Origin of the sequence: Pseudomonas sp. PA27(2017) (genome assembly GCF_001945445.1) — a bacterium.
In the GTDB taxonomy this organism is placed as follows: domain Bacteria; phylum Pseudomonadota; class Gammaproteobacteria; order Pseudomonadales; family Pseudomonadaceae; genus Aquipseudomonas.
In genome coordinates this window covers 551,361-567,721 of sequence record NZ_MSXW01000061.1, presented here as the reverse complement: position 1 = coordinate 567,721, position 16,361 = coordinate 551,361, and the positions used below count along the sequence as shown (strand labels likewise).

At 65.3% G+C, this 16,361-nt stretch carries 10 protein-coding genes; 7 read left to right on the top strand and 3 right to left on the bottom strand.

Annotated elements, in window-relative coordinates; all coding sequences use genetic code 11:
* Window positions 1-251 precede the first annotated feature (251 nt).
* From BVH06_RS24170 to BVH06_RS24145, 6 genes are all read left to right on the top strand, one after another.
* Window positions 252-2,510, top strand: a complete 2,259-nt coding sequence (locus BVH06_RS24170) for an ATP-binding protein (protein WP_075935794.1) — start codon at window positions 252-254, stop codon at window positions 2,508-2,510.
* A gap of 16 nt (window positions 2,511-2,526) precedes the next feature.
* Window positions 2,527-3,009: a response regulator gene (locus BVH06_RS24165; RefSeq protein ID WP_075928677.1), complete on the top strand. Its 483-nt coding sequence runs from the start codon at window positions 2,527-2,529 to the stop codon at window positions 3,007-3,009.
* A 61-nt stretch (window positions 3,010-3,070) separates the two neighbouring features.
* Window positions 3,071-5,461 (top strand): response regulator, encoded by a 2,391-nt coding sequence (locus BVH06_RS24160; protein WP_075935735.1) that lies wholly within the window; start codon window positions 3,071-3,073, stop codon window positions 5,459-5,461.
* 68 nt (window positions 5,462-5,529) lie between these two features.
* Window positions 5,530-7,659 (top strand): ATP-binding protein, encoded by a 2,130-nt coding sequence (locus BVH06_RS24155; protein WP_083652176.1) that lies wholly within the window; start codon window positions 5,530-5,532, stop codon window positions 7,657-7,659.
* Between the two features lie 110 nt (window positions 7,660-7,769).
* The gene (locus tag BVH06_RS24150) at window positions 7,770-8,063 is read left to right on the top strand and encodes a hypothetical protein (RefSeq protein ID WP_073262661.1); all 294 of its coding nucleotides are present in this window, start codon (window positions 7,770-7,772) and stop codon (window positions 8,061-8,063) included.
* 360 nt (window positions 8,064-8,423) lie between these two features.
* Window positions 8,424-9,662, top strand: coding sequence for an MFS transporter (locus BVH06_RS24145; protein ID WP_075935733.1), 1,239 nt, complete (start codon window positions 8,424-8,426; stop codon window positions 9,660-9,662).
* Window positions 9,663-9,665: 3 nt separating this feature from the next.
* On the opposite strand, the gene BVH06_RS24140 is transcribed toward BVH06_RS24145, so the two are convergent.
* The 3 genes from BVH06_RS24140 to BVH06_RS24130 are packed head-to-tail and all read right to left on the bottom strand — an operon-like array spanning window position 9,666 to window position 14,628.
* Window positions 9,666-11,411 (bottom strand): J domain-containing protein, encoded by a 1,746-nt coding sequence (locus BVH06_RS24140; RefSeq protein WP_139315724.1) that lies wholly within the window; start codon window positions 11,409-11,411, stop codon window positions 9,666-9,668.
* Window positions 11,408-12,931, bottom strand: coding sequence for a J domain-containing protein (locus tag BVH06_RS25855; protein WP_177345405.1), 1,524 nt, complete (start codon window positions 12,929-12,931; stop codon window positions 11,408-11,410). Before BVH06_RS25855 ends, BVH06_RS24140 begins: the two co-directional genes overlap by 4 nt.
* Before the next feature lie 5 nt (window positions 12,932-12,936).
* A complete protein-coding gene (locus BVH06_RS24130) occupies window positions 12,937-14,628 on the bottom strand; it encodes a molecular chaperone HscC (protein WP_075935728.1) in 1,692 nt (563 codons plus the stop codon).
* 258 nt (window positions 14,629-14,886) lie between these two features.
* On the opposite strand from BVH06_RS24130, the gene BVH06_RS24125 reads away from it, so the two are divergent.
* Window positions 14,887-16,176, top strand: coding sequence for an NCS2 family permease (locus BVH06_RS24125; RefSeq protein ID WP_075935727.1), 1,290 nt, complete (start codon window positions 14,887-14,889; stop codon window positions 16,174-16,176).
* The last annotated feature ends 185 nt before the right edge of the window (window positions 16,177-16,361 follow it).

Genomic DNA, 16,361 nt, shown 5'->3' with positions numbered 1-16,361 from the left:
AATGTTGCAATTACGCGGCATGCGCGACCGCATTGAGAGAGCCACCTGCCAGGGAAGTTCCTCACGGCCAGGTCGCGACCTGCACGCCATTGCCGCCCGGCAGCTCCTGCCGATGATGGTTTACCCAGCCCGAAAGACCGTGCAGACTGCCGCAAGACAGTGCGCATCGCAGAGGCGATGGCGGCCAGCCTCGGCTGCCCGCAGCCTACGACACCATCCTTGCGATCGGCTTGGAACTGAAGGAGATCATCTTGGCGGCCAGTGAAACCAGCACCTCTTTGAGTACCGCCATCGCGAACTGCGCCAAGGAACCCATCCATATCCCCGGCAGCATTCAGCCTCAGGGATTCCTGATGGTGTTCGACGAGCAGGCGCTGACGGTGCTGCAAGTGAGCGAGAACGTTGCCGACTGGCTGGGTCTCGAGCCGGACCAGCTGCTGGGCTGTCATCTGGACGAGTTGCTCGAGGATGGCACCGTGCTAGCCGAGCGCCTGGCGCAATTATCAGACGACGACACCACGCCCTTTCATATCGGTGACGTGCGCTTTCGCAAAGGCAGCCGCCGTGGCGAGATGACGGCGATGGTCGCCCACCGCTTCGATCAGGTGCTGATCGCCGAATTCGAGACCACCAGCAACGTGGTCACCGCCTACAACACCCTGTATCCGATGGTGCGCACCTTCATCGGCCACCTGCAGGGCGCCGAGGACATCGACGAGCTGTGCGCGTTATCGGTGGCCGAGGTCAAGCGCGTTACCGGTTTCGGCCGCGTGAAAATCTACAGCTTCGACCCCGAAGGCAATGGCCTGGTGCTCGCCGAGAACCTCGACGAGGGCTACCCCAGCTACCTGGGCCTCAGCTTCCCGGCTTCGGACATCCCGCCCCAGGCCCGCCAGTTGTACGTGGCCAACCGTATCCGTGTGATCGAGGACGCCAATTACCAGCCCTCGCCGCTGCGCCCGGCCTGCAACCCGCTGACCGGCAAACCGCTGGATCTCAGCTACGCGACGCTTCGCAGCGTGTCGCCGGTGCACCTGCAGTACATGCGCAACATGCAGACCATCGCCTCGATGTCGATCTCCATCGTGGTCGAGGGCCAACTGTGGGGGCTGATTTCCTGCCACCACGCCAGTGCCCGCTCGGTCGGCTTCCAGACACGCACCGCCTGCGAGCTGCTGGGCCGCATGCTGTCGCTGCAGATCGAGGCGAAGATCTCCCACTCGCGCACCCAGCATTTGCTGCAGTTGCGCCGCCATATCGTGCAGATGCTCTCGGCGATGGCCGACCGTGACAGCGTCAGCGAAGGCCTGTTGTCACTGCCCGATACCTTTCTCGACTTCGCCAAGGCCAGCGGCGCGGCGATCATCTCCGCCTCGCACTGCGACTTGATCGGGCAGACGCCACCGCGTGATCGGGTCAATGCCCTGGTGCAGTGGCTGGGTGCCCGGCCGGGCGAGGATCTGTTCCAGACCGATAACGTCAGCCGAGACATCCCTGAGCTGCCCGAGCTGGCCAACCATGTGGGTGGCCTGCTGGCCGTGGCCATTTCCGAGCTGCACTCGCATTACCTGATCTGGTTCAAACCCGAGCAGAAACGCATCGTGCAATGGGCCGGCAAGCCCGAGAAGGCAGTCAGCGCCAGCGGCGCCCTCAGCCCGCGCAACAGCTTCGCGCGCTGGCAGGAGGAGATCAGCGGTTTTTCCACGCCATGGCATCCCCAGGAACCGGAAAGCGCCCTGGAGCTGCGCAACGCGGTGCTCGGCATCGTGCTGCGCAAGGCCGAAGAAATGGCCCAACTGGCCAGCGACCTGAAAAAGAGCAACAAGGAGCTGGAGGCCTTCTCCTATAGCGTGTCCCACGACCTGCGTGCACCGCTGCGGCATATCGCCGGCTACGCCGAGTTGCTGGCGGACTTCGAAGGCACCAAGCTGTCCGAGCGCGGGGTGCGCTTTCTCGAGCACATCACCGAGTCGGCGCGCTTCGCCGGTACCCTGGTGGACAACCTGCTGAGCTTTTCGCAGATGGGCCGCTCTGCGCTGCGTTTCACCGACGTGAATCTGCATGCGCTGGTCGAAGCGATTCGCGAGGAAATGAAACCCGATTACCAGAGTCGAAACCTGGAATGGCACATCCAGCCGCTGCCGCGGGTGGTCGCTGACGCTGCTTTCCTGCACCTTGCCCTGCGCAATCTGCTGGCCAATGCCATCAAATACAGCCGCGAGCGTGATCCGGCAATCATCGTGGTCGGCGCCCAGGAACATGACGACGAAGTGGTCGTCTTTGTGCGCGACAATGGTGTGGGCTTCAATATGGAATACGTCGACAAACTGTTCGGCGTATTCCAGCGTCTGCACCGCATGGAGGAATTCGAAGGTACCGGCATCGGCTTGGCCAGCGTACGACGTATAATCGAGCGTCACGATGGGCGAGTCTGGGCCGAGGGCAAGATCGATCAAGGCGCCACTTTTTATTTCGCGCTACCTAAACGCCACCACCCCGTTCTAGCGTAACGGGTCGAGGACATGAATGCTAAAACCGATACTGCTGGTCGAAGATAATCCCCACGATCTGGAGCTGACCCTGATCGCTCTGGAGCGTAGTCAGCTGGCCAACGACGTGATCGTCATGCGCGACGGTGCCGAAGCGCTGGATTATCTGTTTCGCCGTGGCGCCCATGCAGATCGCCTGCCCGGTAACCCGGCGATCATGATGCTCGACCTCAAGTTACCCAAGGTCGACGGCCTGGAAGTACTCAAGGTGGTGCGCGACTCGCCCGAATTGCGCAGTATTCCGATCGTCATGCTGACCTCGTCGCGCGAAGGCCCGGATCTGCAGCGCGCCTACGAATTGAACGTGAACGCCTACGTGGTCAAACCAGTCGAATTCAAGGCCTTCGTCTCGGCCATTTCCGATCTGGGCGTGTTCTGGGCAGTGCTCAACGAGCCGCCTCCCGGTTCCTTGCGCCTGCAGCGACGTGCCAAGGATGACGAGCAAGCCGATGAAAACTGATCGCCCGCACCCCATGCGTGATTCCCTGGCCTAACCACAGACCGTAATCGACGACCTTTCCATGCCGCTTGTGCCTATCAAACTCCTGTTCATCGAAGACAGCCCGCATGACGCGGAACTGGCCCTGCTCGCACTGGAACGCAATGGTCTGGCGGTCGACAGTACCCTGGTCTATGACCACGAGGCCGCCGAACGCGCGCTGGAGAAAGAGCGCTTCGACCTGATCCTCTCCGATTACCTGTTGCCCGGCTCCTCCGGCGCCCAGGCGCTGGAGGTGGCCCGCCGCCTGGCCCCGCAGACGCCGTTCATCTTCTTGTCCGGCATGTTCGGCGAAGAGCATGCGGTGGAGATGATGCGCCTGGGCGCCGTCGACTATGTGCTCAAGCAGAACCTACCGTTCCTGCCCAAGGCCATCGACCGCGCCATGGCCGAGGTCAACGAGCGAGAAGAACGGCGCCGCGTGGAAGACACCCTGCAGGCCGTCGAAGCCCGTGCGCGGCTGGCCATCGGTGCGGCGCGCATGGGCATGTGGGATTACGTGCCGGCCACCGATACGCTGATCTGGGACGAACGCTGCCGCGCGCTGTACGAACTGGAGACGGGCGCCGACGTCGACATGGCCCTGTTTCTCGGCCGCTGCCACCCCGATGATCGCGCGCAGCTGCGTCAGCGGGTCAACGAGGCACTGGCCACCGACAGTGGCAACGAGTTCCAGGCCGAATTCCGCCTGCCCCTGAGCAATGGCAGCAAACGCTGGATTTCCGCGCGCGGCCAGGCGTTCTTCGACGATGGGCAGTGCACCCGTTTCCTCGGTGTACTGCACGACATCACCGAACAGAAACAGGCCAACGAAGCCTTGCTGCGCCTCAACGACGTGCTCGGCGAGCGCGTCGAGAAACGCACCCGCGAGCGCGATCGCAACTGGGAGCTGTCCCGCGACCTGCTCGCCGTGCTGCGTTTCGACATGCGCCCCAGCGCCCTCAACCCGGCCTGGGAGCAGACCCTTGGCTGGACGCGCCAGCAGCTCACCCAGGGCCCGCTCTGGGAACTGGTGCACAGCGACGATCAGCAGGACACCCGCTCGCACATCGAGCGTGTGACCTCGGACAACGTCTCGGTACGCTTCGTCAACCGCATGCGCCACGCCAGTGGCGACTACCACTGGCTGTCGTGGATCGTGGTGCGCGACGACGACCTGCTCTACGCCACGGTGCGTGACATCACCCACGAGCGCGCAGTTGTCGAAGAACTGGCCGCCACCAACCAGCAGTTGCGCGAGCAGATCGCCGAGCGCGAACGCGTCGAAGCGACCCTGCAGCAGATGCAGCGCCTGGAAGCAGTCGGTCAGCTCACCGCCGGCGTCGCCCACGACTTCAACAACCTGCTGACCGTGGTGCTGACCAGTACCAGCTTCCTGATCCGCGACCTGGAAAAGGGCAACCTGGACAAGGCCCGCGGCCGCCTGCAGAACATCACCGATGCCGGCGAGCGTGGTGCCAAGCTGACCGGCCAGCTGCTGGCCTTCTCGCGGCGCCAGCGCCTGGTGCCGGAGGCGGTCAACCTTGGTGAAACCGTGCAGGGCATGCTCGAACTGCTGAAAAGCACCCTGGGCGGCAGCGTGCTGATCGAGACCGCCACCGAGCCGGATCTGTGGCATGCCCGGGTCGACCCGACGCAGATCGAACTGATCATCCTCAACCTGGCGATCAATGCCCGCGACGCCATGGGCGTGGGTGGTACCTTGCACCTGAGCACCAGCAACGAGGTGATCAGCGAAATCCCGCGGCGCCCCGAGGACCCGGAGCCCGGCGATTATGTCGTGCTTGCGGTACGGGACTCCGGTAGCGGCATGAGCGAGGCGGTGCTGGCCAAGGCCTTCGAGCCGTTCTTCACCACCAAGGAAATCGGCAAAGGCTCGGGCCTCGGCCTGGCTCAGGTATTCGGGTTCGCCAAGCAGTCCGGTGGCGGCGCGCGCATTCTCACCAAGATGGGCGTCGGCACCACGGTCAAGGTCTATCTGCCAGGCCTGCGCAACGTGGTGCAGGCCGAGGTACAGATGCCCAGCCAGCCGCTGCCGATCGCCGAGCCCGGCGACCAGCGCACCATTCTTCTGGTCGACGATGACCCGCGGGTACGCGAGGTCACCGCCCTGACGCTGGACGCACTCGGCTATCAGGTGCGCGAGGCCCATAGCGGCCCCGATGCCCTGGCCAAGCTCGATGACGACATCGACCTGCTGCTCGCCGATTTCGCCATGCCCGGCATGAATGGCGCCGAACTGGCCCAGGCAGTGCGCCGCCGCTACCCGGAACTGCCGGTGGTGTTCGTCACCGGTTACGCGGAGCTGGGCGGGCTGGATGCCGACGAAGCCTTCATCGTGCAGAAGCCCTATCGCAGCGACGAACTGGCGGAAAAACTGCAGCACGCCTTCGCCAGCGGCAAACCCACCTGACCCCACTCACTCTGCAGCCCGCCAGCGGGCTGCAGTCGCGGCCAGACCGCAGGATAGGCACCCGATCGATGTCCGTGACGCAGAACACGCCACCGCAACCCTGCCTGTTCGCCGGCCAATCCGGCGACACGGTCGAGCTCATCCGCCGCTTTGACTGGGCAGCCACGCCCCTTGGCCCCATCGAAGGGTGGCCGGAAGTACTGATCAGCACCACGCGGCTGATCCTCTCCTCACCGACGCCCATCGTGCTGCTGTGCGGCGCCCGTGGCGTGCTGATCTACAACGACGCCTACGCAGCGTTCGCCGGCCAGCGTCATCCGGGCATCTTCGGCCTGCCGGCCGAGGACGCCTGGCCGGAGATCGCCGAGTGGAACCGCCACGTGATCAGCATGGGCCTGAATGGCCGCTCGATGTGCCAGGAGAACCTCTACCTGCCGTTGCGCCGCCCCGGCCAGCAGGAAGATGCCTGGATGAACCTCTACTACAACCCGCTGCTCGACAACACCGGGCATTCCCACGGCATGATGTGCATCGTGGTCGAGACCACCAATCAGATCGTCGCTATCGAGCAACGCAGCAAGGCCGAAGCGGAGCTGCGCAGCGCCAACGAACGCATCGAGCTGGCGCTCAACGCCGGTGCCGTGCTCGGCACCTGGGTGTGGGACATCCCCAATGATCGAGTGACCGGCGACGAACGCTTCGCCCGCGCCTTCGCCGCCGACCCGCAGCAGGCCGCCAGCGGCATGGCGCTGGATCGCGTCACCCTGGCCATCCACCCGCAGGATCGGCCACGGGTACGCGCGATGATCGAGCACACCATCGCGACCGGCGGCAGCTACCGCGCCGAATACCGGGTGCTGCAGGCCGATGGCAGCTATCGCTGGATCGAGGCCAACGGCCGCTGCGAGATGGCGCCCGATGGCACGCCGCTGCGCTTTCCCGGCGTGTTGATGGACATCGACGAGCGCAAACGCACCGAACTGGCACTGCGCCAGCTGACCCAGACCCTCGAAGAGCGGGTCAGCGAAGCCGTACTGCAGCGGGTGCAGGCCGAGGAGCAGCTGCGCCAGGCGCAGAAAATGGAAGCCATCGGCCAGCTAACCGGCGGCATCGCCCATGACTTCAACAACCTGCTGGCCGGCATTCTCGGCAGCCTGGAGCTGATCCAGCGCAAGCTGCCGGGCGACGAACACCCGCAGTTGGCGCGCTTCGTCGACGCCGCCATCGCCTCGGCCAAGCGCGGCGCCTCGCTGACTCACCGCCTGCTGGCGTTTGCCCGCCGCCAGTCGCTGGACATGCGCCCGGTCCTTGTCAACGAGCTGGTGTGCGCCCTAGAGGAGTTGCTGGTACGTACCCTGGGCGAACAGATCAGCCTGGAAACCCGGTTGGCCGACGACCTGTGGCCAACCCGCAGCGATGGTCACCAGCTGGAAAACGCGCTGATCAACCTGGCCATCAACGCGCGCGACGCCATGCCTAACGGCGGCACGCTGCACATCGAAACCCGCAACACCCAGCTCGGCGAACTGGAGGCGCAGAACCACCAGGTACCAGCCGGCGACTACCTGTTGCTGTCGGTCAGCGATAGCGGTTGCGGCATGCCCGTGGAAATCATCCGCCACGCCTTCGAGCCGTTCTTCACCACCAAACCCATCGGCCAGGGCACCGGCCTGGGGCTTTCCATGGTCTACGGCTTCGTCAAGCAGACCGGCGGCTACCTGCATCTGGAAAGCCAGGTCGGCCGCGGCACCACCCTGAACCTCTACCTGCCGCGCCTGCCCGTGGCGCCAGCCGAGCTGCCCCACAGCACCACGCCCGAAGCGCCGCGCGGTACCGGCGAGCGCATCCTGGTGGTGGAAGACGACAAGGTGGTGCGCATGCTGATGGTCGAGGTGCTCGAAGAACTCGGCTACAGCCTGATCCAGGCCAGCGACGCGCAAAGCGCCCTGGGCCTGCTGGAACAGTACGCGCCGCTCGACCTGCTGCTCACCGATGTCGGCCTGCCCGGCATGAACGGCCGCCAGCTCGCCGACGCCGCCCGGCAGCGCCAGCCGGGCCTCAAAGTGCTGTTCGCCACTGGCTATGCCGAGGGCGCCGAAATACGCGACGGCTACCTGGGCAAGGATATGGACATGATCGCCAAACCGTTCTCCTTCGAGGCGCTGGCCGGCAAGCTCAAGGCCATGCTCGACGATTGACCGGCCGCAAGCGCCTGCGGCGCAGAAGCCGGGAACTCCGCATCGAGGCCGCGGCTCAATAGTCAGCACCCTGGCGCTTGTCGCCCTTTCCGTTTCTCAGGAATCCCTACATGCGCGTAGAAGGCTTTTTCGAATCCCTGGGCGAGGCGTTTGGCTCGTTCATCCGCTTTATCGTCGACGCCCTTAGCGGCGTTTTCGGCATGCTCGGCGGCGCGGTCGCCAGCTTTATCGACGGTCTGTCCGGCGCTCTGGGGGTTACCCCATCGCTGCTCAGCATCGCTGTGTTGCTGCTGGGGCTGATTCTGCTCTACAGCGCGGTGCGCTCGTTCATGCGCGGCTCGGTGATCGGTGGCCTGATCTGGCTATTGCTGGGCCTGTGGCTGCTTAGCGGGCTGATCCACTAAGAACCTGCTCACGATCTTTTTAGGCGACATCAAAGAGGCTGCTGCAAGGCAGGAGCAGACACTCAAACCAACCTGTGGGAGCCCCGACCTCGGGGCGAAACGATTGCAGCCTGACTGCCTATTTCGGCGGTGGCTGAGCGATTCGCCGCGAGGTCGCGGCTCCCACAATGGATCGGATAACGACGGCTCCCGCCACTTAACCGCCAAAGTCGACGAACCTGGGCTGAAGGAGCATGAACAGCTTCTAAGCACCACGGCACGTGCAGCGCTGCTGATCTGAAGTCATCAGACATCTTGCATCCAAATGTTACAGCGGACGTGCTAGGCTGAGCGGCCGTCGTTAGCCGCCTAAGTACTCCAATGTCCGTCCATGGTCAGTTGCTACTGCGTCATCACACGCCTTTCATCCGCTTCTGGCTGGCACGGGTGTTCACCGCCAGCGGTTTCCAGATGCTCACCGTGGCCATTGGCTGGCAGATGTACAGCCTCACCGGCAACGTGCTCGACCTGGGCCTGGTCGGCCTCGTCGAATTTCTGCCCAAGATCCTTTTCATCCTACTGACCGGTCACGTCGCCGACCGCTTCGACCGCCGCAAGGTCGCTGCGCTGTGCCAGTGCGGCCAGGCCATGGTCGCCATCACCCTGTTGATCGGCAGCAGCACGAGCAGCCTGACCCGCGAGATGATCTTCGTCATCGCCTTCATGATGGGCACCGCGCGGGCTTTCGAGATGCCCACCACCCAGGCCCTGCTCCCCAACATCGTGCCGCCGGGCCTGTTCCCCGCCGCCGTGGCGGCCTCCAGCTCGGCGATGCAGACCGCGACCATCGTCTCTCCCGCTCTGGGCGGCGTGCTCTACGCCGTGGCGCCGGCCTGGGTGTATGGCCCGGCGCTGGTGCTGTACCTGATCGCCGTGGGCATGATGCTCAGCCTGCCGTCGCAGCAGAAGCCGCTGAAGCAGAAGATCTCGGTGGAATCGCTGCTGGCCGGCTTCCGCTTCATCCGCAGCCGCCCGGAAGTGTTCGGCGCCATCTCCATGGACATGTTCGCCGTACTGCTCGGCGGTGCCACCGCGCTGCTGCCGGTGTTCGCCAAGGACATCCTGCTCACCGGCCCCTGGGGCCTGGGCCTGCTGCGCTCGGCGCCGGCGGTGGGCGCGTTGCTGATGTCGATCTACCTGGCGCGCCACCCCATCGAGCGGCGCGTCGGCCCGGTGATTCTCGGCTCGGTGGCGATCTTCGGTGTGGCGACCATCGGCTTCGGCCTGTCCACCTCGCTGTGGTTCAGCCTGGCGACCCTGGTGCTGCTCGGCGCCGCCGACATGGTCAGCATGGTGATCCGCGGCGCCTTCGTGCAGTTGCAGACGCCCGATGACATGCGCGGCCGGGTCGGTGCAGTGAACAGCCTGTTCATCGGCGCCTCCAACCAGCTCGGCGACTTCCGCGCCGGCGTCAGCGCCGCCTGGTTCGGCACCGTACCGGCCGTGCTGATCGGCGGTTTCGGCGCCATCGGCATCAGCCTGCTGTGGATCAAGCTGTTCCCGGCGCTATCGAGCCGCGACCGGATTCGGGATCCGCTGGTGGGGGATGAGCCGCGCTAGGCTTCAGCCCTGAGGCTTTGATTCACCGGATCGCTGCCGCTCGAAATCGCCCATCGCCTTCCTGACCATTTGCGCAGCTTCGTCGCAAAACCGTTGCTGCTCGGCATCGGTGGGGTGAGCGCAGGGGTTCTCTAACCCATGGCTGTAGTCAGGTGACGTGGCGCGCTGCCCCTTCGGCCCCAAGGTGGCGCCCAGAATGCTGCCGCCAATGATCAGCGCCAGCCACACCAGCATCATCACCCAGGTATGCCGATTGAACAGCCCACCGATTCTCAGCACCCAGGCGTTGGCTGGCACGCCTTGGGTAACACGCGCCAGAAACCAGCAGCCACCGACTGCCGTGGCCAGGCCCAGCCCGGGGCCCCACCAGCCAGGCAACTGGCGAGCCCAACCGCTGACCAGCAGGCTGAGAAAGGCCAGCGGCGCCAGATGCCGTATGAGCAACAGCCCGTGGCGCCCACTGGCCAACCCCAGAGGAACCAGGCGCCTGCTCAGCCAGCGATCCTGGGCGTCAAGCAACTTGGCTAATCGGCCCCAGACACGCCGGAATACGCTGAGAAGCGCACTAACCAGTACGCTGGCGGCCAGCGCGGCAATGCCGTCGCGGGCCAGGGTTGGCTCAGGCTTGTTGGCACTGAGGTAAAGCTGACTGGCAAACAACACCACGGCTGTCAGCAACCACACGTAGATCGTCGCCCACCGCCCCCAGGACAGCGTCTTCCAGTCGCGCCAGTCCTCTTGGTAGCCACCGAATGAGCGGGCCAGAGTCGAGCTGTTCCGCAATTGCTGATCCAGTTGCTCACAGGCCCGCCATTCCGGCTCGCCAAATCGCTCGGCCATGCGCCGCCGCACATCGTCTTCCAGCGGTTTGAGGAGGAACCAGGTGGCCGCCTGCTCGGGACTCTCCGGTACGTCGACATTCAGCTGCTCGCGCAGGCGCTGCAGTACGCTGTACTCGAAGGCACGCTCGGAGAGCCCTGCCCAGCGATCTGCCGAGAACGGCATGTTGCCGAGCATCTCGCTCCAGCCAAACACCTCGGTGGCCGACTCGAGCGCCGATAGCGACCAGTCATCGCGTGCCTCCAGCAACGCCATCACGGCTAGCTGAAGGCGGCGACTGAGTTCGAGCGGCCGCAGCCATTTCTGCCTGCCCAGCGCACGGATTCGGGTGATGAATTCGGTTTCGCTCATCTGCCCGAAGTCGGCCTGCAGGGTAGCCAACTCGCAATCCAGCAGGCGCTCGGCCAACTGGGCCATGACCTGCGGCGACAGATAATCGGCCTGCCAGGGTGTCAGCCAGTCCAGACGCGCCATAGCCCAGCGCACGATCTCGATGGCCTGCTCGCCAGGCAGCTGACTGCGGCGCAGCAGCTCCAGCTCAAGAACCTGTTCCAGGCCAGCCTCGCGTGCCTGGAACAAGGCATCGTCCAGCGAAGCACAACGGTCCGGCAGGCTGCATATCCAGGCGTTTTCATCGCTGTCCCGCGACTGGGTTTCGGTCAACGGCGCGAAGGCACGTTGCCCGTCGCCGAATGGCGGTGGCGTGGCGCTTTCGTGAACCACAGGTGGCTCGTCCACGTTCTGGGTACGCTGAGCCCAATCCATCGCCCACTCATAGGCCTCACGCAGCCGCTGGAACGCTTCGGGATCCTCATCGGGGCGGGTCTGTTTGAGCAACTGCGCGTAGCGACGCTTGATGGTGCGGGTATCGGCCTCGGTGTCCAGGCCGAGCAGTTCCCAGGGGTTCACCACTCGGCCTTCTTGCTGTAGTCGACCTTGAAGGCGCCGGTGCGCCACATCGACCAGCGCGGCCAGGGCGAGCGACGGCCACCCACCAGGCCGAGGAACAGCACCTCGAGCGCCCAGGCAATGCCGAAGGCGACCCAGCCGGAAGCCAGATTCGGCGCGAACGCAGCGACGATCATCGCGAAGAACGCAGCCGGCAGGCCGTGGCGCAGCACCAGCATGCCGGCGCCACGGTCACGCCAGGCGGCGGGCAACAGCAGCCGGCTCAAGGGCACGTCGAGGCGCGTCAGGTAACGGGCCAGCCGACTCCAGCCACGCGCGAGCATCACCATCCAGGCGACCACCCCGACGCTGATCAGCAGGTCCTTGAGTCCCAGGCCGAGATAACCGCCCGAACGCTCCAGGTACACCGACATTTGCGCATCCTGCAGCGAGGTAGCGAACATGGCGATGAACAGCAGGAGCCAGGCGTAGACGGTGGCCGACACCGTCCACTGGCGCGGTTGCCAGCGCCGCCAGTCCTCGTCGATCTGCAGGCCGAGCTGCTCCGGCAACTCGGGGTAGCGCTCGGTGAGCAGGTGCTCCAGCGCGTCGCAGGCCTGCCAGTCTTCAGCGTCGAAGCGGTCGACCAGCTGCCGCGCCTCACGCTCGCCCATGGACTTGAGCAGCAGCCAGGCGGCGCGCTCCTCGGTGCGTAACGGCCAGTCCAGTTTCAGCTGCTGCAACAGGCGCTGGCCCACGGCGTGACGCTCGCAGCGCCAGCACAGCCAGTTCCAGCGCTCGACGGAGCACGGCAGCTCACCGGTGTCCTCGTTCCAGCCGAACAGCCGGCACAGGCGTTCGAACAACCCACCCGACCAGTGATCGGTGACCTCGAGCATCCAGAGCATGCCGTCCTGCAACTGCTGGCGGCGGTCGAACGACTGCAGCCAGTCGCTGGCCAGCAGAGCGGTGGCGGCGTCCACGACGGCGCGCTCCTCGCCGGCCTGCAAGCGCTGCTGCAGGGTTTCCAGCTCCAGCGCCAACAGGCGCTCGGCCAGGGCGTCCGAGTGGCTGCGCGGCAGGTAGTCGGCTTGCCAGGGCGAGAGCCACTGCAAGCGCTGCATGCCCCAGCGCAGGATGTTCAGCCCCTCTTCGTCAAGCGTGGCGCAGCGGGCCAGCAGATGACGCTGCAGATCGGTTTCCAGCCCCTGCTCACGGGCCTGCTGCAGGGCGGCATCCAGTGATGCGCTGGCTTGCAGTAAATGTTCGATGCGCGCATGCGGTGGCTCTTCGGTGGCGGCCACCACAGCAGGTTCGTCCTGCACTACCGACGCGAGCGCCTGCCATTGGTCGGTGCCGTCCTCCCGCGACCGATCCTGAGCGGCGGCATGGGCCAAGGCCTGCTCGTAGGCTTCGCGCAGGCGCTGGAAGGCGTCGGCGTCCTCGTCAGGGCGGTGCTGTTTGAGCAACTGCGCATAGCGGCGCTTGATGCTGCGGGTATCGGCGTCGGCGTCCAGGCCAAGCAGCGTCCAGGCATTCATGGTGATCAATACCCTTGTTCGATAGCATCCAGGCGCGCGGCCACTTCACCACGGGCCTCGCGGATTTCCCGCTCGTCCTGGCGCTCCAGAATGCTGGCGAAGTGCGCGGCCAGTTGCCCGACGTGCTCACGCAGGTCACCCAGGCACTCCTGATACAAGCGCTCCATGCGCGCCATCAGGGCGCTGTTGACCTGCTGATCGCGCGGGTGGACCTTGAGCGCCTGCAGGGCGGCGAAGCGCTCGGCGATTTCCTCGGGGCTGAGCACACCGGGGTTGTTCTCGATCACCAGACGATGGCTTTCGCCGGTCAGCGGCGTGTCCACCTGGGCTTCGAGCAGGCCGTTGATGTCGTAGGTGAAGCGGATGTCCAGCGAGACTTCGCCAGCGGGCCGCGCCGGCACGGCCACGTCCAGCTCACCGAGAAAGATGTTGTTGGCCACCAGCCGGCTTTCGCCCTGGAAGATGCGCACGCTGACCTGCTTCTGCCCGTCATGCAGGGTATACACGCTCTGCACCCGGCTGACCGGCACTACGCAGTTGCGCTCGATGATCGGCAGGTAATGGCCGCTCTGCTGCTGGGTGCCCACCTGCTTGGAAATCTCCACGCCCAGGCTGTAGGGGCAGACGTCGGTGAGCACCACTTCTTCGAGCGTGGCATCGCGGGCCTTGAGCGCGGCCTGGATGGCGGCGCCCTGGGCGATCACTTCGTCGGGGTTCAGGTGCATGGCCGGGAAGCGCCCGAACAGGCTGGCCACCAGCTTGCGCACCAGCGGCATGCGCGTGGTACCGCCGACCAGCAGCACTTCGTCGAGGTCGGCGACCTTGATGCGCGCATCGCGCAGGGCCCGTTCGATGGGCGCGCGCAGGCGTTCGAGCAGCGGTTCGCTGATGCTCAGCAGCTTGTCCTGGCTCAGCGGCAGCGTCCATTCGCGACCCTCTTCGCGCAGCTGAAACACCGCTTCGGGCTGTTGCCCAAGGGCGTGACGCACGCGCTGAGCCTCGCGGCGCAGGCGCTGATGAATCGCTGGCTGCTGGTGATCGGGCAAGCCCTGGCCACCCATGGCAGCGAGGAAGTGGGCGACCAGAACATCATCGAAGTCCTCGCCACCGAGGAAGTTGTCGCCGGCACTGGCGCGCACTTCCATGATGCCGTCGAACAGCTCCAGCACCGACACGTCGAAGGTGCCGCCGCCCAGGTCGAAGACCAGAAAGGTCGCCTCGCCCTTGTGGTGCAGGCCGTAGGCCAGGGCTGCAGCGGTGGGTTCGTTGATCAGCTTTTCGACTTTCAGCCCCGCCAGTTCGCCAGCGATGCGCGTGGCCTTGCGCTGGGCGTCGCTGAAATACGCCGGCACGCTGATCACCGCCTCACTGACAGGCTGCCCGTAGGCGCGCTCGACGTCCTCCTTGAGGCTGCGCAGCACCAGCGCGGACAGTTCTTCCGGGCGAAATGAACGCGACCCCAGGCGGGTGCTCTGGGCGCTGCCCATGTGCCGTTTGAACAGGGCGGCGGTAAGGTGCGGGTGGGTCTGCAGGCGCTCGCGGGCGATGTCGCCGACCACCAGTTGGTCATGGTCGTCGAGGCCGACCACGCTGGGCGTCAGCAGGCGGCCCAGGGCATTGGGCACCAGCCGCGCCGCCTCGCCGTCCCATACCGATACCAGACTGTTGGTAGTGCCGAGGTCGATGCCGATGATCATGTGCGTTGCAGCCTCCCTGTGCGTGCCGGCCAGCGGCGCGTGATGCGCCGGGCGGGCGATATTAGAGCGCTCTGACAAGCCTGGGTAAAGGAGGTTTCCCGCGCTTTGCCAACTTGCCGACAGAGACGGCTGCCGAGGCCTGGGGCGGGCTGCTATGATGCCGCGCTTTCGTGGATCGGCAACGCGATATGGCACGTGAAGTGCTTTGCTTGCGCTCTGCATACTTCAAACGCGCGTTCGCTGCCATCGGAGCTCCGCATGCTGGAAAGACTGTTCCAACTCAACGCACACAACACCAATGTGCGCACCGAAATACTCGCGGGGGTCACCACCTTCCTGACCATGGCCTACATCCTGTTCGTGAACCCGAGCATCCTCGGCGAAACCGGCATGGACAAGGGCGCGGTATTCGTCGCCACCTGCCTGGCGGCCGCCTTCGGTTCCGCAGTGATGGGCCTGATCGCCAATTACCCGATCGCTCTGGCGCCGGGCATGGGCCTCAACGCTTTCTTCACCTACACCGTGGTGATGGGCATGGGCCACACCTGGCAGGTCGCGCTGGGTGCGGTGTTCCTGTCGGCGTGCCTGTTCTTCCTGCTGTCGATCTTCAAGATCCGCGAATGGATCATCAACAGCATTCCGCTGGAGCTGCGCTCGGCGATCGCCGCCGGCATCGGCCTGTTCCTGGCGCTGATCGCCCTGCAGAACGCCGGCATCGTCGCCGCCAACCCGGCGACCATGGTCGGCCTCGGCGATCTGAGCTCGCCCGCCGCGTTGCTGGCGATCCTTGGCTTCTTCCTGATCATCGGCATGGAGGCGCTGCGCATCACCGGCGCCGTGCTGATCAGCATCCTGGTGGTCACCGGCCTGAGCATTCTGCTCGGGATTAGCGAGTTCGGCGGCGTGGTGTCGATGCCGCCTTCCCTGGCACCGACCTTCATGCAGCTGGATATCGCCGGCGCACTGGATGTGGGCCTGATCAGCGTGATCTTCGCGTTTCTGTTCGTCGACCTGTTCGACAACTCCGGCACCCTGATCGCCGTGGCCAAGAAAGCCGGCCTGATGCGCAAGGACGGCCACCTGCCGAAGATGGGCCGTGCGCTGATCGCCGACAGCACCGCGGCATTGGGCGGCTCGCTGCTGGGCACCAGCACCACCACCAGCTACATCGAGTCGGCGGCAGGCGTCAGCGCCGGCGGGCGCACTGGCCTGACCGCCATCGTGGTCGCCGTATTGTTCCTGTTCGCGCTGTTCTTCGCGCCGCTGGCCGGCAGCGTTCCAGCCTTCGCCACCGCCCCGGCGCTGCTGTTCGTGGCCGTGCTGATGGCCTCGGGCATGGCCGAGATCGAGTGGAGCGACATCACCGTCGCCGCGCCAGTGGTGGTCACCGCCCTGGCCATGCCGCTGACCTACTCCATCGCCACTGGCATCGCCTTCGGCTTCATCACCTGGGTCGCCGCCAAGACCCTGGCCGGGCGGTTCCGCGAACTCAATGGCATGCTGGTCGCGCTGGCCATTTTCTGTGTGATCAAGCTGGCGTTGTTCTAAACGCTCTTGGTAGCCCGGGTTGAGCGAAGCGATACCCGGGTAGGCCTCGATCAGCGTGTGCCCATGGGTAATCCTGGGTATCGCTTCGCTCAACCACAGGCTACGTCGTGTTGACGATCAATCTGCACCAGCCCCCTCTTGGTCGCTCCCCGCCCCACCAATGATCGACGACACCGGCACGCCGG